Source organism: Janthinobacterium sp. FW305-129 (assembly GCF_020858115.1).
Classification (GTDB): Bacteria; Pseudomonadota; Gammaproteobacteria; order Burkholderiales; family Burkholderiaceae_D; genus Janthinobacterium.
This window is the reverse complement of record NZ_JACYMM010000002.1, coordinates 89,310-109,938: the sequence shown is the minus strand read 5'-3', so window position 1 is coordinate 109,938 and position 20,629 is coordinate 89,310. Positions and strand designations below refer to the sequence as shown.

The following is a 20,629-nucleotide window of genomic DNA, read 5'->3' as shown; positions in this document are numbered from 1 at the left end:
CGCAGTGTGTGCCAATAATGAAAGCGGTAAGATCGATGCTTGGGGAGGTGGCATGAAGACGATGGTAAAAAGCATGCTGGCGCTGGCCGGCGCCCTGCTGGTAGCGGCTGGTGGCCATGCCCGGGCGCAGGAACCGGCGGCGCCTGCCGAGTCTTTGTCTGAGCCTTTTCCCGTGTGCCGGCTCGACCCGCGCGACAGCGGCAAGCTGGCCGTGGAACCGTGCCGCCCGGCGCCGCCCGTGCAGCCGCGCCGTTCCGTGGCGCAGGTGATCGGCCGCATGCCGGCGCAGCCAGCGCCTCCCATCGTGCCCATGGCGCCTTTGCCGCCCGGCCCGGCCGTGCCGATGCCGCGCGCGCCGCAGCCCATCGGTTCCTGCGACGCGGGCGGTTGCCGCGACGCGTCCGGCGCGCGCTACGACGGCGCGGGCAACGCCACGCTCGATGCCAACGGGCGCATCTGCCACCGCAACGGCGCTTTTATCCAGTGTTTTTAAGCCTGCCACGCGCTGGCGCTGCAAGTTTTCGCTCGGTGACGGCAAAAATGGCTACAATTGTCGCCGACATTACGTTTACGTAAACGTAATAGCGCGTAATAGCGTAATAATGGCATCGTGCATCAACCATCAGGCGCCGGGAACACGGCTCTTATCACTCAGGAGATTTCATGCAGATTCAGGACAATGTATTCATCATCACGGGCGGCGCATCGGGTTTGGGCGCGGCCACGGCGCGCATGCTGACGGCGGCCGGCGGCAAGGTCGTGCTGGCCGACGTGCAGACGGAAGCGGGCCAGGCGCTGGCCGCTGAACTGAACAGCGTGTTCGTGCAGTGCGACGTGACGTCGGAAGAAGACGGCATGGCTGTGGTGGCGGCGGCCACGAAGCTGGGTACCTTGCGCGGCCTGGTCAACTGCGCCGGCGTGGCGCCCGCCGTGAAAACCGTGGGCAAGGATGGCCCGCACCCGCTGGCCCTGTTCCAGAAAGTCGTCAACATCAACCTGGTCGGCACCTTCAATATGTGCCGCCTGGCGGCCGACGCCATGGCGAAACAGGATGCGACGGCGGAAGGCGAGCGCGGCATCATCATCAACACGGCTTCCGTGGCGGCCTACGATGGCCAGATCGGCCAGGCGGCCTACGCCTCGTCGAAGGCGGCCGTGGTGGGACTGACCCTGCCGATGGCGCGCGACCTGTCGCGCAACGGCATCCGCGTGATGACGGTGGCGCCCGGCATTTTCGAAACGCCGATGCTGCTCGGCATGCCGGCCGAAGTGCAGGATGCGCTGGGCAAGATGGTGCCGTTCCCTTCGCGCCTGGGCAAGCCCGGCGAATACGCGCAGCTGGTGAAAGCCATCGTGGAAAACGTCATGCTCAATGGCGAAACAATCAGATTGGACGGCGCGATCCGCATGCAGCCCAAATAAGCCTGGCGTGATTTGATGTAGGATACCCCCGTATGGGGCGTACAGCCTTGCCTGGCTGTGCGCCCTTTTTTTATCGGAGAATCCATGATCGCATTGAAGCCGCTGGCGCTGAGCCTGACCTTGCTGGGAGCCCTGGCTGCCAGTCCCGTATTTGCCGAAGTGCCGCAAAAGGCGCCGGAAATCGCCACCGCATATGCGGAGAAATCGGGCTGGGCGGCGCAGAAATTCATGGTCGCCGCCGCCAACCCGCTGGCCGCCGATGCCGGCTACCAGATGCTGAAAAAGGGCGGCAGCGCCATCGACGCGGCCATCGCCACGCAGCTGGTGCTCACCCTTGTCGAGCCGCAATCGTCGGGCATCGGCGGCGGCGCCTTTTTGCTGTACTCCACGGCCAAGGGCGTGCAGGCGTTCGACGGGCGCGAAACGGCGCCGGCCGCCGCCGACGAACACCTGTTCCAGAATGCCGACGGCAGCCCCGTCTCGCGCGCCACGGGCGTCGTGGGCGGGCGTTCCGTGGGCGCGCCGGGCGTGCTGCGCATGCTGGAATTGGCGCACAAGGAACACGGCAAGTTGCCGTGGGCGACCCTGTTCGGCCCCGCCATCCGCCTGGCGCACGGCGGCTTTCCCGTCAGCCAGCGCCTCAACGGCCTGTTAAGCTGGGATCAGGCCCTCAAGCGCGACCCTGTCGCCGCCGCGTATTTCTATGACGGCGAGGGCAAGGCCTGGCCCGTCGGCCACGTGCTGAAGAACCCGCAACTGGCGCGCACCCTGCGCGAGATCGCCCGCGGCGGCGCCGACGCCTTTTACCAGGGCCGCATCGCGCGCGACATCGCCGCCAAGGTGGCGTCGCATCCGACCAATCCGGGCAAGCTGACGGCGCTTGATATCGCCGGCTACCGCGCCAAGGTGCGCGAACCCGTCTGCAGCGATTACAAGGCGTGGACCGTGTGCGGCATGCCGCCGCCATCGTCGGGCGGCATCGCCATCGCGCAGATGCTGGGCATCCTGGAAGTGAAGGATATCGGCCCGTATGCGCCCGTCGACGGCGTGCCCGATGCACAGGCGATCCATCTGTTCTCGGAAGCGGGGCGCCTGGCCTACGCGGACCGCAACCGCTACGTGGCCGACACGGATTTCGTGCCGCTGCCCGGTAACGGCATCGCCTCGATGCTCGATAAAACCTACCTGGCGCAGCGCGCCGCCTTGATCGGCGACAAATCCATGGGCAAGGCCTTGCCCGGCACGCCGCCCGGCATGCAGGTGGCGTGGGGCATGGACAACGCCTTGCAGCGCCCGTCGACGTCGCACCTGGTGGCCGTGGATGCTTTTGGGGGCGGCCTGTCGATGACCACCAGCGTGGAAGACGCCTTCGGCTCGCGCCAGATGGTCGACGGCTTCCTGCTGAATAACCAGCTGACGGATTTCTCGTTCGATTCGCGCGATGCCGACGGTCCCATCGCCAACCGGGTCGAAGCGGGCAAGCGTCCGCGCAGCGCCATGTCGCCTACGCTGGTATTCGAGAAGGGCACGCACAAGCTGGTTCTGGCCACGGGCTCGCCTGGCGGCTCGTCCATCATCAATTATGTCGCCAAGGTGCTGGTCGGCACCATGGACTGGGGCTTGAACGTGCAGCAGGCGATCAGCCTGCCGAACTTCGGCAGCCGCAATGGCCCGACGGAGCTGGAAAAGGGCCGCGCGCCGGCCGCGCAAGTTGAGGCGCTGCAGGCGATGGGCCACGAAGTGCGCGTGATCGAACAGAATTCCGGCTTGCAGGGCATCATGCGCTTGACTGCGCATGGCAAGGATTTCTGGTTTGGCGGGGCGGATCCGCGGCGCGAAGGCATGGTACGGGGAGACTAATCTTTTCCACAAAGCATCCAGACCCTGCTAATCTGCCGGCATGGGAATGCAAAATAAAACAGGCTTGATACTCACGGGAGGGGGCGCCCGTGCCGCCTACCAGGTGGGCGTGCTGCAGGCGATTTCGGCGATTCTGTGGGAAGCGGGCTGGGCGCCGGCGCGCAACCCGTTCGACATCATCTGCGGCACCTCGGCCGGCGCCATCAATGCCACGGCGCTGGCCTGCCGCGCGGATAACTTCGGCGAAGGCGTGCAAAAGCTGCTCGACGTGTGGCAGCACATCGAGGTCGAGCAAGTGTACCGGGCCGATTCGCTGGGCGTGATCCGCTCGGGCGCGCGCTGGCTGTCCTTGCTGTCGTTCGGCTGGCTGCTGCGCCAGTGGCATGCCTCGCCGCCTAGTTCCCTGCTCGACAATACCCCGCTGGTCAGCCTGCTGCACCGCATGCTCGACCTGCCGCGCCTGGATGCGGCCCTGGCCGACGGCCTGCTGCATGCGCTGGCCGTGACGGCATCGTCGTACTCTGGCAGCCGCCACATGACGTTTTACCAGACGGCCGAGGATATCGCGCCGTGGGTGCGCACGCAGCGCCTGGCCTTGCCCGACCAGATCGGCGTGGAGCATTTGCTCGCCTCGGCAGCCATCCCTTTTATTTTTCCCGCCGTGCCCCTGTACGTGGGCGGCCAGCGCGAATACTGCGGCGACGGTTCCATGCGCCAGCTGGCGCCTATTTCTCCGGCCATCCACCTGGGCGCGAACAAGGTGCTGGTGGTGGGCGCGGGGCGCATGACGGAACCGGCGCCCGCCGCGTCCGAAGCGGCGCGCTACCCGAGCCTGGCGCAGATCGCCGGCCACGCGCTGTCGTCGATCTTCCTCGATGGCCTGGCCGTCGATATCGAGCGCCTGAACCGCATCAACCTGACCCTGTCGATGCTGCCGCCCGAGTTGCTGGGCAAGACGGCCTTGAAACCGGTGGAATTGCTGGTCATCGCGCCGTCCGAACGGCTCGACGCCATTGCCAGCCGGCATATCGGCAGTTTGCCGCGTCCCATCCGCACCATGTTGTCGGGTATCGGCGCGGCCGAAGCGCGCGGCGCGGCGCTGGCATCGTATTTGTTGTTCGAATCGACGTATACTAACGAGCTGATCCGTCTTGGACAGCGCGATACGCAGGCCCGCAAGGACGATGTACTGGCGTTTTTTGGTTCTTGAGACGGCCCTTGGAGCGGCGTGCGGGTTTTTCGCGTTTTTTTTGACAGGACGATTGTGCTGGTATTTCGACGTGTTTTCGATGTTGCCTTACTGTTAATTCTTCTGCTGGGCGGCTGGGCCGCGGCGGCGCCTGCGCCCACCTTGCGCTTCGACCAGCTCAGCGTCGACCAGGGCCTGGCGCAGGAATCGGTGCTGGCCATCGCGCAGGACCGGCAAGGCTATATGTGGTTCGGCAGCCAGTCTGGCCTGAGCCGCTACGATGGCTACCGCATGGTCGTCTACAAGAATATCGAGGGCGACAAGACCAGCCTGGCCGACAACTGGGTCGGCGAGCTGCATGTCGATAGCCAGGGCCAGCTGTGGGTGGGCACCGACAATGGCCTGGACCGCTTCGACGCCGCCAGCCAGACCTTCATCCATTACGTCCCGGCCGAAAAGAGCAAGCGCGGCAACGGCAACCGGCATATCCATGCCATTCTCGACGATGGCGCGCGCGGCTTCTGGATCGCCACCTCGGACGGTTTGCAGCATTTCGACCCGGCCACGGGGCACTTCCGCACCTGGCACCATGAAGAAGGCAACCCGCACAGCCTGGGCGACAATGAAATCAAGGCGCTGGCGCTGGACGCGCAACAGCGCCTGTGGATCGGCACGGTGACGGGCCTGGACATGCTGGCGCCGGGCAGCGAGCGCTTCGAGCATTTCGCCGTCGATACGGAGCCCGGTTCGAAGTACAACGTGATCCAGTCGCTGCTGATCGACCGCCAGCAGAACCTGTGGATCGGCACCATGGCCGGCGCCGAGCGCTGGCGCCTGGGCGGCGCCGGCGAGGCGCCCCAGGTACGAGTGCGCTTCGGCGAGAAACATGGCTTTTCCGCCATCCGCGTCGCCAGCCTGTACCAGGACGTCGATGCCACCGTCTGGCTGGGCAGCAATGCCGATGGCCTGTTCCGCTGGCTGCCCGGCAGCGACAGCTTCCTGCAGTACCGCCACCAGACGGGCGACAAGTTCAGCGTCGCCGACAACCAGCTGTCGTCGCTGTACCGCGACCGCGCCGGCACCTTCTGGGTCGGCTCCTGGTACAACGGCGTGAGCCGGGTGGACCTGGGCAGCGGCGGCTTTTCGCGCATGGCGCGCGCCCCCGGCGACGTGGGCGCGCTGGCGGACAAGAAAGTGCGCGCCGTGGCCGACGCGGGCAATGGCAAGCTGTGGCTGGCCACCAAGGGCGGCCTGAAACTGTACGACACGCGCGACGGCAGTTCGCGCCTGTTCGACCTGCGCAGTTCGCCCGGCATGTCGCGCGACGAGCAGGTCACCACCCTGTACAAGGCGCCGGACGGCACCCTGTGGGTGGGCGGCTCGACGGGCTTGCACCGCTTCGATCCGGCACTGGAGCGCTTCTTCACCATGCGCTTTGCCGCCGGCGACCCGAACAGCGACACCATCCGCAATGTGGTGAGCGACCGCAGCGGCATGCTGTGGGTCTCGACGCGGGGCGGCGTGCACCGCTTCGACCCCGTCAGCCGCCGCTTTACCACCTACCGCCACGACCCGGCCAACCCGAACAGCCTGTCCGACAACATGGTGCGGCCCGTGCTGGAAGACGGCAAGGGGCGGCTGTGGATAGGCTCTTTCCACGGCCTGGACTTGCTGGACCGCGCCAGCGGCCGCTTCCGCCATTTCCGCCACGATCCGCAAAACCCGCATAGCCTGAGCCACGACGAAGTGCATTTCCTGCACGAGGACAAGCGCGGCGTGCTGTGGGTGGGCACGGCCAATGGCCTGAACCGCATGGACGTCGACGCCAAGGGCGAAATCGGCTTCCGGCGCTTCGTGCGCAAGGATGGCATGGCCGACGACGCCGTCGCCAGCATCCTCGGCGACGACAACGAGCAGCTGTGGCTGAGCACGAACAGCGGCATCACGCGCCTCGACATGCGCAGCGGCCTGTTTCGCAACTACGACAGCGCCGATGGCACGGTGGAAGGCTCGTACTTCGATGGTGCGGCCCTGCGCGCGGCGGACGGGACCATGTATTTCGGTGGCTTCAATGGCATGACGGCGTTTGTGCCGCAGGATATCCACGACAACCGCGTGCCGCCGCTGGTGGCCATCACGGAGCTGCAGATCTTCAACAAGCCGGTGGCCATCGGACGCGGCGAGTTCGCGCACGTGCTCAGCAGGGCCATCGACCACACGCGCCAGCTGGTGCTGACCAGCCGCGAAAGCGTCTTTTCGCTGGAGTTCGCGGCCCTGCATTTCGCCGCGCCGCAGCGCAACATGTTCGCCTACCGGCTCGAAGGCTTCGACCAGGACTGGGTCATGACGGACGCTGGGCGGCGCTTTGCCACCTACACCAACCTCGATGCCGGCAACTACGTGTTTCGCGTCAAGGCGGCCAACAAGGACGGCGTGTGGAACGAGAGCGGCGCCACGCTGGCCATCACGATCCTGCCGCCGTTCTGGAAAACCTGGTGGTTCCGCACCCTGATGGCGGCGCTGCTGCTGGGCGCCATCTATGGCGCGTACCGCCAGCGCGTGCGCGCGCTGCGGCATCAACAGAATGAACTGGAAAAGCAGGTCAGCGAACGCACGGCCGAGTTGCAGAGCAAGGAAATCGAAGTGCTGGCCCAGTCGGAAAAGCTGGCACAGGTCAACAACAGCTTGACCAAAAACGAGGAAAGTTTGCGCCAGGCCAAGCGCAAAGCCGAGGATGCCACGCGCCAGAAGTCGGAATTCTTGGCCAACATGAGCCACGAGATGCGCACGCCGCTGGCCGGCGTGATCGGCATGCTGGGCTTTGCCCTGCGCGACGAGCAGCTGCACGACGCCACGCGCGAGCAGATCCTGCGCGGCCAGGCCAATGCCCAGTCGCTGCTGGTGATCATCAATGACTTGCTCGATTTTTCCAAGATCGAGGCGGGCAAGCTGAGTATCGAAAATATCGATTTCGCGCTCGGCGCGGCGATCGAGGCGGTCGTCAGCCTGTTCGAGGAGCAGGCGGCCGCGCGCAGCATCGGTTTTTCCATCGATTTCGCGCCCGACCTGCCGCCCTTCGTGGTGGGCGACCCAACCCGCTTGCGCCAGGTGCTGGTCAACCTGGTCGGCAATGCCTTCAAGTTTACCCAGCGCGGCGGCGTCAGCGTGTGCGTGGAGCGGGCCGGCGTGGCCAGCGGCAGCGGCGGACGCCGTGTCAACCTGATCCGCTTTACGGTCAGCGACAGCGGCATCGGCATCGATGCGGACGCGATGGCGCGCCTGTTCCAGAAATTCGAGCAGGCCGACGCCAGCACCACGCGGCGCTACGGCGGCACGGGGCTGGGCCTGGCGATCTGCCGCCAGCTGGTCGAACTGATGGAGGGCGAGATCGAGGTGGCCAGCACGCCGGGGCAGGGCAGCACGTTTGCCTTCACCTTGCCGCTGGCCGATGGCGTGGCGCCGCCGCTGGTGCCGCAGGTGGCGCTGGCGCCGCACAGCCACCAGTTGCGCGTGCTGTGCGCGGAAGACTTCCCCACCAACCAGATTATCATCCGCGTCATGCTCGAAGAGCTGGGGCACCGTGTCGACGTGGTCGCCAACGGCGCGCTGGCGGTGGCGGCCTGCGTGCATACGCGCTATGACCTGATCCTGATGGACGGCCGCATGCCGGAGATGGACGGCGCCACGGCCACGCGCTTGATCCGCGTGGGCGGCTGGCCGGACCAGCCCGTGCGCGACCAGGAGCTGATGATCGTGGCCCTGACGGCGAATGCCAGCGAAGAGGATCGCGGCCGCTATCTGGGCGTCGGCATGGATGATTTCCTCAGCAAGCCCGTGGACGAGGCGGCGCTGCATGGCTTGCTGGCGCGCACCATCGAGCGCCAGCTGCAGCGCGGTTTCATGTTGCCGCGCATGCCGTCGAACGCGCCGCGCGCCAGCGCGCGGGGGCAGGCCGAACTCGACGCCTTGTTCGGCATCGCGCCGGCGGCCCCCGTCGCGGCACCCTCCCAGTCCATCCGCAGCGGTGAACTGCAGCGGCGCATCCGCGTCGCCTTCGTCGCCGACCTGGAGGGACGCCTGCGCGAACTCGACGCCGCCCTGGCGGCGCAGGACCGCGACAACGCCGGGCGCCTGCTGCACGGTTTGAAGGGCAGCGCCGCCTATCTCGATGAAACGCAGCTGCACATGCTGTGCACGGAAATGGAGGAGGCGGCCGATGGCGGGCGCTGGACCCAGGTGGCCCTGCATTTGCCGCAATTGCGCGCACTGTTGGCGCAAATAGCCGTTTCGGGCAAGGAAATGTAAAATAGGCAATGCCGGCCATCGGGCGCGCGGCGAAACTGGGTAGAATACGGCCAGGCCCCTGATGCCGCCGGCAATGGAGAAAGCAATGAAAGTACTGGTGGTTGACGATGATGTCGTGTCGCGCATGGTATTGATGCATCTGATCGACAGCTGCGGCGTGCACGATATCGTGGAAGCCGAAGATGGCGCGGCGGCGTGGGAGCAGCTCGAAGGCGGCTTGCGCCCCGCGCTGTGCTTCTGCGACTTGCGCATGCCGCGCCTGTCCGGCATGGAGCTGCTGCAGAAAATCCGCTCCGACAGCGCGCTCGACGCCATGCCGCTGGTGCTCGTGTCGTCGGCGAATGACCACGACACGGTGCGCGACGCCGTGCAGGCCGGCGCCGCCGGCTATATCGTCAAGCCCTTCCAGCCGGAGCAGGTGCGCCAGCATATCGACGCCTGCTTCGACGTCTCCGCCTTGCCGGCCGAGGCGCCGCGCGACACCCTGCAGCGGCTGGGCATCGACGGCGAACGCTTGCTGGCCTACTTGACGGGCTTCCAGGGGCAGATCGGCGCCGCCAGCGAGCAGGTCGACGCCTTGCTGGCGCGCGGCGAACCGGCGCAGGCGCGCCAGCAGCTCGAACGGCTGCACCTCGGTTGCCGCACCCTCGGCTTGCATGGCGCGGAGGCGGAGATGATGGCCCTGCTGCAGGCCTCGGTGCTCGATGGCGAGCAGATACAGGCGGCCCTGGCCGCGCTGGCGCGCAGCGTGGCGCAGCAGGCGCGTTTGCTGCGGCAGCAGGACGGGATCGACTGAATCTGCTGTTTTCCGCTTGCCGGGAAAATACTTTAGGTTTAAAGTATCTGCTTCCGGGCCATGTGCACGCGCCCGCTACCAGCCAGGATGAGCATGAGCAGCGACCCTTCGCCTACCACCGCCACTCCCCAGGACGACTTTGCGCGCGCGCACTTGCCGCCGCGCGCACTCTGGCCGCAGCTGTGCCTTGAGCTGCCCGAGCTGCAGTATCCGGCGCGTCTCAATTGCGTCGCCGCGCTGCTCGATGCGGCCGTCGCCAACGGTGGCGGCGAGCGCACCGCCATCCTTGCCGACGGCCAGCGCTGGACCTACGCGCAGCTGGCGCGGCAGGTCGACCGCATCGCCCACGTATTGCGCGGCGACCTGCGCCTGATTCCCGGCAACCGCGTCTTGCTGCGCGGCGCGAATACCCCGATGATGGCCGCCTGCCTGCTGGCCGTGCTGAAGGCTGGCTGCATCGCCGTGCCGACCATGCCGCTGCTGCGCGCGCGCGAACTGTCCACCATCCTGGCCAAGGCGGAAGTGAACGCCGTGCTGTGCGCGCAGGGCTTGCGCGGGGAACTCGACGGCGTGCCCGGCCTGCCGGCCATGCTGTGCTTTGGCGCCGACGACGCGGAACTGGAACGGCGCATGGCGGCCCACGCCGCCCCCTTTGCCGCATGCGACACGGCGGCCGACGACGTTTGCCTGATCAGCTTTACCTCGGGCACGACGGGCGTCCCCAAGGGCACCATGCACATGCAGCGCGACCTGCTGGCCATCTGCGACTGCTTTCCCCGCTCCATGCTGCAGGTGCGCGCCGACGATATCTTCATCGGCACGCCGCCATTGGCTTTTACTTTTGGCCTGGGCGGCCTGCTGCTGTTTCCCCTGCGCTTTGGCGCTTGCGCCGTGCTGCTGGAAAAACTCACGCCCGACGCGCTGCTGCGCGCCATCGGCGCCTATCAGGCCACCATCTGCTTCACGGCGCCCACCTTTTACCGCCAGATGGCGCCCCTGGCGGCCAGTTACGAGCTGCGCAGCCTGCGCTTGTGCGTGTCGGCCGGCGAAGCGCTGCCGCTGGCCACGCGCGACGCCTGGCAGGCGGCGACGGGACTGGCCATGACGGACGGCATCGGCGCCACCGAGATGCTGCACATCTTCATTTCCGCCACGGGCGAGGGCATCCGCCGCGGGGCCATCGGCAAGGCCATCCCCGGCTACCAGGCATGCATCGTCGACGACGCCGGCGTGCCGCAGCCGCCCGGCGTGACGGGCCGCCTGGCCGTGAAAGGCCCCACCGGCTGCCGCTACCTGTCCGACCCGCGCCAGCGCGAATACGTGCAGAACGGCTGGAACCTGACGGGCGACACCTTCGAGATGGATGCCGACGGCTATTTCTATTACCGCTCGCGCAGCGACGACATGATCGTCTCGGCCGGCTACAACATCGCCGGCCCGGAAGTGGAAGAGGCGCTGCTGCGCCACCCGGCCGTGGCCGAATGCGGCGTGGTCGGGCGCGCCGATGCCGAGCGCGGCCAGATCGTCGAGGCGCACGTGGTGCTGAAAGATGGTTTCCAGCCCGGCGATGCCCTGGCAGCCGAATTGCAGGACTTCGTGCGCCAGCAGATCGCCCCGTATAAATACCCGCGCGCCATCCGCTTCCTGCCTGCGTTGCCGCGCACGGAAACGGGCAAGCTGCAGCGCTTCAAACTTCGCACGGACACCCCATGAATATCGTCTGCATCGGCGGCGGCCCCGCCGGCCTGTATTTCAGCCTGCTCATGAAAAAGCAGAACCCGGACCACCGCATCACCGTCATCGAGCGCAACCGCCCGTACGACACGTTTGGCTGGGGCGTGGTGTTTTCCGACCAGACCCTGGGCAACCTGGCCAACGCGGACGAGCCGACGGCGCGCGCCATCCTGCAGGCGTTCAACCACTGGGATGATATCGAAATCCACTTCAAGGGCCAGACCGTGCGCTCCGGGGGCCATGGCTTTTGCGGCATCGGCCGCAAGCGCCTGCTCAATATCCTGCAGGCGCGCTGCGAGGAACTCGGCGTGCAGCTGGTGTTCGAGACGGAAGTGCGGGACGACCAGGCCATCGCGCGCCAGTACGGCGCCGAGCTGGTGATCGCCAGCGACGGCTTGAACAGCCGCATCCGCACGCGCTATGCGGCCAGCTACCAGCCCGAGATCGACCAGCGCCATTGCCGCTTCGTCTGGCTGGGCACGCGCAAGAAATTCGAGGCCTTCACGTTTGCCTTCCGCCAGACGGAATTCGGCTGGTTCCAGGCGCATATCTATCAATACGACGGCGAGACCTCGACCTTTATCGTCGAAACGCCCGAACACGTGTGGCGCGCGGCGGGACTGGACGCCATGAGCCAGGAAGAGGGCATCGCCTTTTGCGAAGCGCTGTTCGCCGGGGAACTCGATGGCCACGGTTTGCTGAGCAATTCGCCGCACTTGCGCGGCTCGGCGCAGTGGATCACCTTCCCGCGCATCGTCTGCCGGGAATGGGTGCATGTACAGGATGGCGTGCCCGTGGTGCTGATGGGCGACGCGGCCCATACGGCGCATTATTCGATCGGTTCCGGCACCAAGCTGGCGCTGGAAGACGCCATCGAGCTGGCGCGCTGCTTCGGCCAGCATGGGGATACGGATGCTGCGCTGGCCGCCTACCAGCAGTTGCGCGCCATCGAGGTGCTGAAAATCCAGAGCGCGGCGCGCAATTCCATGGAGTGGTTTGAAAACGTCGAGCGCTACAGCGCCATGGACGCGCCGCAGTTCGCCTATTCCATGCTCACGCGCAGCCAGCGCATCTCGCACGAAAACCTGCGCCTGCGCGATCCCGCCTACGTGGCCGGCTATGAACTGTGGCTGGCGCGGCGCGCCGGCGAGCAGGCCGGCGTTGTATTTCCGCAAGTACCTTTGCCGGATCAGGCCGTGCCACCCATGCTCACGCCGTTCAAGCTGCGCGGCGTGCTGCTGAAAAACCGCATCGCCGTCTCGCCGATGGCGCAGTACAGCGCCGTCGATGGCGTGGCGGGCGACTACCACCTGATGCACCTGGGCGCGCGCGCCATGGGCGGCGCCGGCCTCGTGTTTGCCGAGATGACGTGCGTGTCGGCCGACGCGCGCATCACGCCCGCCTGCCCCGGCATGTACAGCGAGGCGCACACGCAGGCCTGGCGCCGCATCGTCGACTTTGTGCATGCCAACAGCGATGCGAAGATCGCCCTGCAATTGGGCCACGCGGGCGCGAAAGGCTCGACGCGGCCCATGTGGGACGGCATCGACCAGCCGCTCAGGGAGGGCAACTGGCCTTTGACCTCGGCCTCGGAACAGCAATACCTGGCCGGCGTGTCGCAAACGGCGCGCGCGGCCACGGAAAGCGACCTGGCGCGCATCGAGCAGGACTTCGTGCGCGCCACCCTGGCCGCGGCCGTCGCCGGTTTCGACTGGCTGGAACTGCATTGCGCGCACGGCTATCTGTTGTCGAGTTTTATCTCGCCGCTGACCAACCGCCGCACGGACGAGTATGGCGGCAGCCTGGAAAACCGCTGCCGTTATCCGCTGCGCGTGTTCCGCGCCATGCGCGCCGCCTGGCCGCAGAATAAACCGATGAGCGTGCGCATTTCGGCCCACGACTGGGTCGACGGCGGCATCACGCCCGATGACGCCGTCGTCATCGCGCGCCTGTTCAAGCAGGCCGGCGCCGACCTGATCGACTGCTCCTCGGGCCAGGTCAGCAAGCTCGAACGGCCCGTGTACGGGCGCATGTTCCAGGCGCCGTTCGCCGACCGCGTGCGCAACGAGGCAGGCATCGCCAGCATGGCCGTCGGTTCGATCTTTGAAGCCGACCACGCCAACAGCATCATCGCCGCCGGGCGCGCCGACCTGTGCGCCGTGGGCCGCCCGCACCTGGCCAACCCGGCCTGGATCCTGACGGAAATGGCGCGCATCGGCTACAGCGGCGGGGCAGCCGCGTGGCCGAAACAGTACCGTCCGGGCCAGCAGCAGCTGGAGCGCAATCTGCAGCGCGAGCGGCAACTGGCTGCCGCCAATACGGGCTTGACCCCGCAACAGGTGGCCGCGCGGCTGCTGGAAGGATGACATGAGCAAGCAAGCATTGATGGACACGCTGTCAGAAAAACATGCGCTGGTGACGGGCGCCGGGAGCGGCATCGGCCTGGCCTGCGCGGGCGCCTTGCTGGACGCGGGCGCCCGGGTCACCCTGGCCGGGCGCGACGGCGCGCGGCTGGCGCGCGCGCGCATGCAGCTGGAAGAGGCGGGCCATGCGGGGAGGGTGGCCATCTGCGTGCTTGACGTGAGCGTGGAAGCGTCCGTGCAGGCGGGTTTCGCGCAGGCCGCCGCGCATTTCGGCCGTATCGATGTATTGATCAATAACGCGGGTCAGGCGCATGCGGCGCCGTTCGGCAAGACGGACGCCGCCATCTGGCAGCAGATGCTGGCCGTGAACCTGACGGGCGTGTTCCACTGCTGCCAGGCCGTCCTGCCGGCCATGCTGGAAGCGGGTTGGGGACGCATCGTCAACGTGGCGTCGACGGCGGGCCTGAAAGGCTATCGTTACGTCAGCGCCTATGTCGCCGCCAAGCATGGCGTGATCGGCCTGACGCGCGCGCTGGCGCTGGAAGTGGCGCCGCGCGGCGTCACCGTCAACGCCGTCTGCCCCGGTTATACGGAAACGGAGATGGTGGCGCAGGCCGTGCAGAACATCGTGCGCAAGACGGGGCGCGGCGAAGAGGCGGCGCGCGCGGAACTGGCGGCAGCCAATCCGCAGCAGCGGCTGGTGCAGCCGCAGGAAGTGGCCGATGCGGTGGCGTGGCTTTGCCTGCCCGCGTCGTCCGCCATGAATGGACAATCGATCGCCGTCGCCGGCGGCGAAGTCATGTAACGGAATGAAGATCATGGATAAAGAAAGCGCTGACGCGCAAGAACAACCGGTACTGGACCTGTCCAGCCGCCTGACGCAAGACCACCATCAGTCGCTCAAGCTGTGGCTGCGCATGCTCTCGTGCACGGTGAAAATCGAAAACGAGGTGCGCACGCGACTGCGCGCCAGCTTCGGCATCACCTTGCCCCGCTTCGACCTGATGGCGCAGCTGGAGCGCTTTCCCGAAGGTTTGCGCATGGGCGAGCTGTCCAAGCGCATGATGGTCACGGGCGGCAATATCACGGGCATCACCGACCAGCTGGAGCAGGAAAAGCTGGTGGCGCGCGTGGTCGACCCGAAAGACCGCCGCTCGTACAGCGTCAAGCTGACGCCAGCGGGCCGGCGCGCCTTCGACGAGATGGCGCGCGTGCATGAAGGCTGGATCGCCGAACTGCTGCACGGCGTGACACCGGACGACAAAAACCAATTGATCGACCTGCTGTCGCACATGAAGCAGCAGTTGAATAACACCCCTCTAAAGGACTGAGCATGCGCCATCTACCCGGCCAGCCGCAAGACCTGCCAGGCAACCGCGCCAGCTTGGGCCATTACGCCGCGCGGCATTTTTTATTCTCCGTCGAGGAAGGCGTCGCCACCTTGACTTTGCACAGGCCCGAGCGCAAGAATCCGCTCACTTTTGACTCGTATGCGGAATTGCGCGAGCTGTTTCGCGCGCTGGCGCATGCGGACGACGTCAAGGCCGTGGTGATCACGGGCAGCGGCGGCAATTTCTGCTCGGGCGGCGACGTACACGACATCATCGGCCCGCTGACGCAACTCGACATGCCCGGCCTGCTGGCGTTTACCCGCATGACGGGCGACGTGGTGAAAGCCATGCGCGCCTGCCCGCAGCCCATCATCGCCGCCATCGACGGCATTTGCGCGGGCGCCGGCGCCATGCTGGCGCTGGCCTCCGACATCCGCCTGGGCACGGCGCGCAGCAAGACGGCCTTTTTGTTTACCCGCGTGGGCCTGGCCGGCTGCGACATGGGCGCCTGCGCCTTGCTGCCGCGCGTGATCGGCCAGGGCCGCGCCGCCGAACTGCTGTACACGGGGCGCTCGCTGGCCGGAGCCGAGGGCGAGCGCTGGGGCTGGCTCAACCGCCTGGTCGAGCCGGAAGAACTGGCCGAGGCGGCGCAGCTGTTCGCCGCCGGCCTGGCCAGCGGCCCCACGTTCGCGCACGGCATGACGAAAAAAATGCTGCAGCAGGAGTGGAACATGGGCGTCGACGAAGCCATCGAGGCGGAAGCGCAGGCGCAAGCCATTTGTATGGCCACCAACGATTTTCACCGGGCCTATCACGCCTTCGTGGCGAAGGAAAAACCGCAATTCGAGGGCGATTAAGATGCAACATACACGCGATACGACTTACCTGGACTGGCCGTTTTTCGAAGCGCGGCATGCCGAGCTTGAGTCTGAGCTCGATGCCTGGGCGACGCAGCACCTTGATGGCGCCCATGGCGGCGACGTCGATGCGGCCTGCCGCGCGCTGGTGGCGCAATTGGGGCAGGGCGGCTGGCTGGCCTACGCCACCGGCACCGATGGCAAGATCGACACGCGCGCCATTTGCCTGATGCGCGAAACCCTGGCGCGCCATAACGGCCTGGCCGATTTCGCTTTTGCCATGCAGGGACTCGGTTCGGGCGCCATCGGCCTGTTCGGCAGCGCGCAGAACAAGGCGCGCTATTTGCCGGACGTGGCCAGCGGCAAGCGCATCGCCGCGTTTGCCCTGTCGGAGCCGCAGGCCGGCTCCGACGTGGCGGCCATGGCGTGCGCGGCGCGCCGCGATGGCGACGACTATGTGCTCGACGGCGAAAAGACGTGGATCTCGAACGGCGGCATCGCCGACTTTTACGTGGTGTTCGCCCGCACGGGCGAGGCGCCGGGCGCGCGCGGCATCAGCGCCTTCATCGTCGACGCCGACAATCCCGGGCTGGAAATCGCCGAGCGCATCGCCGTCATCGCGCCGCATCCGCTGGCGCGCCTGCGTTTCAATCACTGCCGCGTGCCTGTCTCGCAGCGCCTGGGCGAGGCGGGGCAGGGTTTCAAGGTGGCGATGGCCACGCTCGATGTCTTCCGCACCTCGGTGGCCGCCGCCGCGCTGGGCTTTGCGCGGCGCGCCTTCGACGAGGCGCTGCGCCACGCGACAAAGCGCCAGATGTTCGGCCAGACCCTGGCGGACTTCCAGCTGACGCAGGCAAAATTAGCGCAGATGGCCACCGGCATCGACGCGGCCGCGCTGCTCACCTACCGCGCCGCCTGGCAACGCGACCAGGGCCGCAAGGTGACAAAGGAAGCGGCGATGGCCAAGCTGACGGCCACGGAAACGGCGCAGCAGGTGATCGATGCGGCCGTGCAGCTGTTCGGCGGCATGGGTGTGGTGAGCGACCATCCGGTCGAGCGCCTGTACCGTGAAATCCGCGCCTTGCGCATCTACGAGGGTGCCAGCGAAGTACAGCAATTGATCATCGCGCGCGAACTGCTGCGCGAGGCGGCCAACGCATGAACGGCATGAACCGCATGGACAACGAGGAGAACACGATGCAAGTGCTGCAACCGCCCGGATGGGCAAGACCGCGCGGCTATGCAAATGGCGTGGCTGCCAGCGGACGCACGGTGTACGTCAGCGGCATGATAGGCTGGGATGCGCAAGGCCAGTTCCATACGGACGATTTTGCGGGACAGGTGCGCCAGGCGCTACAGAATATCGTGGCCGTGCTGGCCGAGGCGGGCGCCTTGCCCGAGCACATCGTGCGCATGAACTGGTATGTGCTCGACAAGAAAGAGTATGTGGCGGCGTATCCGCAAATCGGCGTGGCGTACCGCGAGCTGATCGGCAAGCACTACCCGTCCATGACGGCGGTGCAGGTTGCCGGCCTGATCGAGGATCGCGCCAGGGTGGAGATCGAGGTGACGGCAGTGCTGCCACCATGATGCCTGTATAAACTATTGCATTAACTGCATTTCAATTGAAATAAATTAATGCAATTAATATATCACCATGTGCTATATTGATATGCCGAAAATTCACGGCAAACACACAGGGGGAGCGATGCAACAACAAATCATGCTGAAAATCAAGGCGCTGCAGCCCGTCACCTTGCTCGCTGCTGCCTTGCTGTGCGGCAGCACCGTTCCGGCCGCTTCGGCGCAGTCCTTGCTCAACGGCGCGCAGGAGGCGCAGCTGTCCGCCTGGCTGGGCGAAGGGCCGCTGGCGCTGACGGCCATCTACACGAAGGCGGCGGGCGACACCTCGCGCGACTTTCACCTGGCCGCCGACGGCAAGGGACGCACGTTTTCCGTGATGCAGGCGAGCAACGCCGCCGGCCAGACCTGGCTGGTGGGCGGCTACAACCCGCAAAGCTGGAATTCGTCGGGCAACTACAACATGACGCCGGAAGACCGCGACCGCACGGCCTTCATCTTCAACCTGACGTCGGGCCAGCATTTCCGGCAGACGCCGAAAACCTATGCGCTCGACTCGGTGGGGGCATATCAAACTTTTAACGACATCAACGCCGGTCCCACGTTCGGCATCGGCGCCGACCTGGGCATGTCGGCTGACCTGACCAGCAATGGGATTTCTTCGCGCTATTCGTACATCGATCCAGTCAATGGCATCTTTGGCGCCAGCTTGCTCGACGGCGCGCCGTATGGCTCCTATCCGAATGTCACCTTTGGCGCCATGCAAGTTTTTAGCGTCAGCGCCGTGCCGGAACCGGCAAGCTACGCGCTGTTGCTGCTGGGCCTGGTTTCGCTGGCAGGCTGGCGCCGCAGGGCAGCCCGTGCTTGAGGATTGATCTGCGTTGATTTGTTTCCAGGATGAATCGATTGCACGCGGCGCGGCAGGGCGCGGGCGTATGCGTGGTCCCCCCGACTGGAATCGAACCAGTATCCCACGCTTAGGAGGCATGTGCACTATCCATTGTGCTACGGGGAGGACGCTCAGGCGTGGCAAGCTGCCATGCCGGATCCGGCGGCAAGGGGCGTGCAAGACGTCCCATGTGTCGCGGATCGAGCGCAATTATAGCCGACAGTTCGCAAGATATGCCTATGCTTGCGCGAGTATCGGTACAATGCGTGCTTCATTCATCTAATCGGCGGCTGTTTTGCACACCACGCGGTGTGCGCGAGGCGGCGCCCGAGCACTCTTACTCATTATGGCTGTCATTTCTCTTTCATCGGCGCAACTTGCGTTCGGTCACGTCGCGCTGCTCGATCACGCGGAATTTTCACTGGAAACCTCGGAACGGGTCGGCTTGATCGGCCGCAACGGCACGGGTAAATCGTCGCTGTTGAAGGTTATTTCGGGCAAGTTCAAGCTCGATGACGGCTTGTTGGTGATGCAGCAAGGCATCAAGATCGCGTATGTGGAGCAGGAACCGCAATTCGATCCGGACATGTCCGTGTTCGACGCCGTCGCCTCCGGCATGGGCGAATCGCAGGCGTGGCTGAAGGAATACGATGCGCTGACGGGCCAGTTTGGCCAGGGCAATGACGACGAACTGATGGAACGCATGCACGACATCCAGGTCAAACTCGATGCGGCCGATGCGTGGAGCTTGCCGAACAAGGTGGAAACCGTGCTCGACCGTCTGAACCTGACGGGCGACATGGCCATGAAAACCCTGTCCGGCGGGATGCAAAAGCGCGTGGCGCTGGCGCGCGCGCTGGTATCGGCCCCCGACGTGCTGCTGCTCGATGAACCGACCAACCATCTGGACTTCAGCTCCATCCTGTGGCTGGAAGGTTTGTTGCGCGACTTCAAGGGCAGCGTGCTGTTCATTACCCATGACCGCTCCTTCCTCGACAACGTCGCCACGCGCATCATCGAACTCGACCGCGGCCGTTTGCTGTCGTACCCGGGCAACTTCACGGCGTATCAAGTGCGCAAGGCGGAGCAGCTGGAAATCGAGGAAGTGGAAAACGCCAAGTTCGACAAGTTCCTGGCGCAGGAAGAAGTGTGGATACGCAAGGGCGTCAAGGCCCGCCGCGTGCGCGACGAAGGCCGCGTGCGCCGCCTGGAAGCGCTGCGCCTGACGCGCAATGCGCGCCGCGAACAGCAGGGACAAGTCAAGCTGGACGTATCGGCCGGCGAACGCTCGGGCAAGATCGTGGCGGACCTGGAAAACGTCTCGAAGATCTATGGCGACAAGGTCATCGTCAAGGATTTCAGCGCGACCATCTTGCGCGGCGACAAGGTTGGCCTGATTGGCGCCAACGGCGCCGGCAAGACCACCTTGCTGAAGATGATCCTCGGCGAAGAGCAGTCGGACACGGGCACCATCCGCCTGGGTACCAAGCTGCAAGTGGCGTATTTCGACCAGATGCGCACGCAGCTGAACGAAGAGGCGAACCTGATGGAAACCATCGCCCCGGGCAGCGACTGGGTCGAGATCAATGGCCAGCGCCGCCACGTGATGACGTACCTGAACGACTTCCTGTTCGCGCCGGAACGTGCCCGTTCGCCCGTCAAGTCGCTGTCCGGTGGCGAGCGCAACCGTCTACTGCTGGCGCGCCTGTTCGCCAAGCCGGCCAACGTGCTGGTGCTCGATGAGCCGACCAATGACCTCGACATCGATACCCTGGAATTGCTGGAAGAGTTGCTGGAAGAATATACCGGCACGGTTTTCCTCGTCAGCCATGACCGCACCTTCCTCGACAACGTCGTCACGCAGGTGATCGTTGCCGAAGGCGAGGGCAAGTGGCGCGAATTCGTCGGCGGCTACACGGACTGGGAGCGCGTGCGCACCTTGCCGATCGCCACGGCGCCCGCCAGCAAGCCGGCCGTGAAGGTCGAGGCCGCCGCACCGGCCGCGAAGCAGAAAAAGCTCAGCTACAAGGAGCAGCGCGAGCTGGAAGAACTGCCGAAACTGATCGCCAAGCTGGAAGACGAGCAATCGGTGCTGGCTGCCGAGCTGTCGCATCCGGACTTCTACAAGAAGACGCCGGCCGAAGGCAAGCGCCTGAACGCGCGCGTGGCCGAGATCGAAGGCGAACTGCTGGAAGCGCTGGAAAAGTGGGAGCAGATCGAGGCGCGCGCCAACGGTTGATGCTTTTTTGCATACCCTGTTGTAATTAAGTCAGGATTATTTGCCACGGCAACGGTCCTGCTT

15 protein-coding genes and 1 tRNA gene are annotated in these 20,629 nt (G+C 65.7%); 15 read left to right on the top strand and 1 reads right to left on the bottom strand.

All coding sequences use genetic code 11. The annotated features are described in order from the left end of the window. Positions 1–52 precede the first annotated feature (52 nt). The 14 genes from IGS61_RS04055 (at position 53) to IGS61_RS03990 (ending at position 18,306) form a co-directional block, all read left to right on the top strand. The gene (locus IGS61_RS04055) at positions 53–493 is read left to right on the top strand and encodes a hypothetical protein (RefSeq protein WP_230538439.1); all 441 of its coding nucleotides are present in this window, start codon (positions 53–55) and stop codon (positions 491–493) included. A 170-nt stretch (positions 494–663) separates the two neighbouring features. Next, positions 664–1,422, top strand: coding sequence for a 3-hydroxyacyl-CoA dehydrogenase (locus IGS61_RS04050; protein ID WP_230538438.1), 759 nt, complete (start codon positions 664–666; stop codon positions 1,420–1,422). Positions 1,423–1,506: 84 nt separating this feature from the next. After that, entirely contained in the window at positions 1,507–3,282 is a 1,776-nt protein-coding gene (ggt, locus tag IGS61_RS04045) for a gamma-glutamyltransferase (protein ID WP_230538437.1), read from the top strand. Positions 3,283–3,322: 40 nt separating this feature from the next. Beyond that, entirely contained in the window at positions 3,323–4,492 is a 1,170-nt protein-coding gene (locus tag IGS61_RS04040; protein WP_092715093.1) for a patatin-like phospholipase family protein, read from the top strand. 54 nt (positions 4,493–4,546) lie between these two features. Further along, on the top strand, positions 4,547–8,776 hold the full coding sequence (locus tag IGS61_RS04035; protein ID WP_230538436.1) for a hybrid sensor histidine kinase/response regulator: 4,230 nt from the start codon (positions 4,547–4,549) through the stop codon (positions 8,774–8,776). Between the two features lie 85 nt (positions 8,777–8,861). Continuing rightward, positions 8,862–9,572, top strand: a complete 711-nt coding sequence (locus IGS61_RS04030) for a response regulator (RefSeq protein ID WP_230538435.1) — start codon at positions 8,862–8,864, stop codon at positions 9,570–9,572. A 93-nt stretch (positions 9,573–9,665) separates the two neighbouring features. After that, positions 9,666–11,285 (top strand): AMP-binding protein, encoded by a 1,620-nt coding sequence (locus IGS61_RS04025; protein WP_230538434.1) that lies wholly within the window; start codon positions 9,666–9,668, stop codon positions 11,283–11,285. Next, a complete protein-coding gene (locus IGS61_RS04020) occupies positions 11,282–13,672 on the top strand; it encodes a bifunctional salicylyl-CoA 5-hydroxylase/oxidoreductase (RefSeq protein ID WP_230538433.1) in 2,391 nt (796 codons plus the stop codon). The genes IGS61_RS04025 and IGS61_RS04020 overlap by 4 nt, the downstream gene beginning before the upstream one ends. 1 nt (position 13,673) lies before the next feature. Beyond that, the gene (locus tag IGS61_RS04015; protein ID WP_230538432.1) at positions 13,674–14,474 is read left to right on the top strand and encodes an SDR family NAD(P)-dependent oxidoreductase; all 801 of its coding nucleotides are present in this window, start codon (positions 13,674–13,676) and stop codon (positions 14,472–14,474) included. A 13-nt stretch (positions 14,475–14,487) separates the two neighbouring features. After that, a complete protein-coding gene (locus tag IGS61_RS04010; RefSeq protein WP_230538431.1) occupies positions 14,488–15,000 on the top strand; it encodes a MarR family winged helix-turn-helix transcriptional regulator in 513 nt (170 codons plus the stop codon). Between the two features lie 2 nt (positions 15,001–15,002). Then, positions 15,003–15,857 carry an enoyl-CoA hydratase family protein gene (locus IGS61_RS04005; protein WP_230538430.1) on the top strand — a complete coding sequence of 285 codons (855 nt, stop codon included), beginning with the start codon at positions 15,003–15,005 and terminating at the stop codon, positions 15,855–15,857. A 1-nt stretch (position 15,858) separates the two neighbouring features. Next, on the top strand, positions 15,859–17,019 hold the full coding sequence (locus tag IGS61_RS04000) for an acyl-CoA dehydrogenase family protein (RefSeq protein ID WP_230538429.1): 1,161 nt from the start codon (positions 15,859–15,861) through the stop codon (positions 17,017–17,019). Between the two features lie 35 nt (positions 17,020–17,054). Next, on the top strand, positions 17,055–17,447 hold the full coding sequence (locus tag IGS61_RS03995; RefSeq protein ID WP_230538821.1) for a RidA family protein: 393 nt from the start codon (positions 17,055–17,057) through the stop codon (positions 17,445–17,447). Between the two features lie 118 nt (positions 17,448–17,565). After that, the gene (locus IGS61_RS03990) at positions 17,566–18,306 is read left to right on the top strand and encodes a PEP_CTERM-anchored TLD domain-containing protein (protein WP_230538428.1); all 741 of its coding nucleotides are present in this window, start codon (positions 17,566–17,568) and stop codon (positions 18,304–18,306) included. Positions 18,307–18,378: 72 nt separating this feature from the next. On the opposite strand, the gene IGS61_RS03985 is transcribed toward IGS61_RS03990, so the two are convergent. After that, positions 18,379–18,453 (bottom strand) — tRNA-Arg (locus IGS61_RS03985). A 220-nt stretch (positions 18,454–18,673) separates the two neighbouring features. Between IGS61_RS03985 and IGS61_RS03980 the strand changes: the two genes are divergently transcribed. Continuing rightward, complete coding sequence (locus IGS61_RS03980) at positions 18,674–20,566, top strand: ATP-binding cassette domain-containing protein (RefSeq protein WP_230538427.1); 1,893 nt, start codon at positions 18,674–18,676, stop codon at positions 20,564–20,566. The last annotated feature ends 63 nt before the right edge of the window (positions 20,567–20,629 follow it).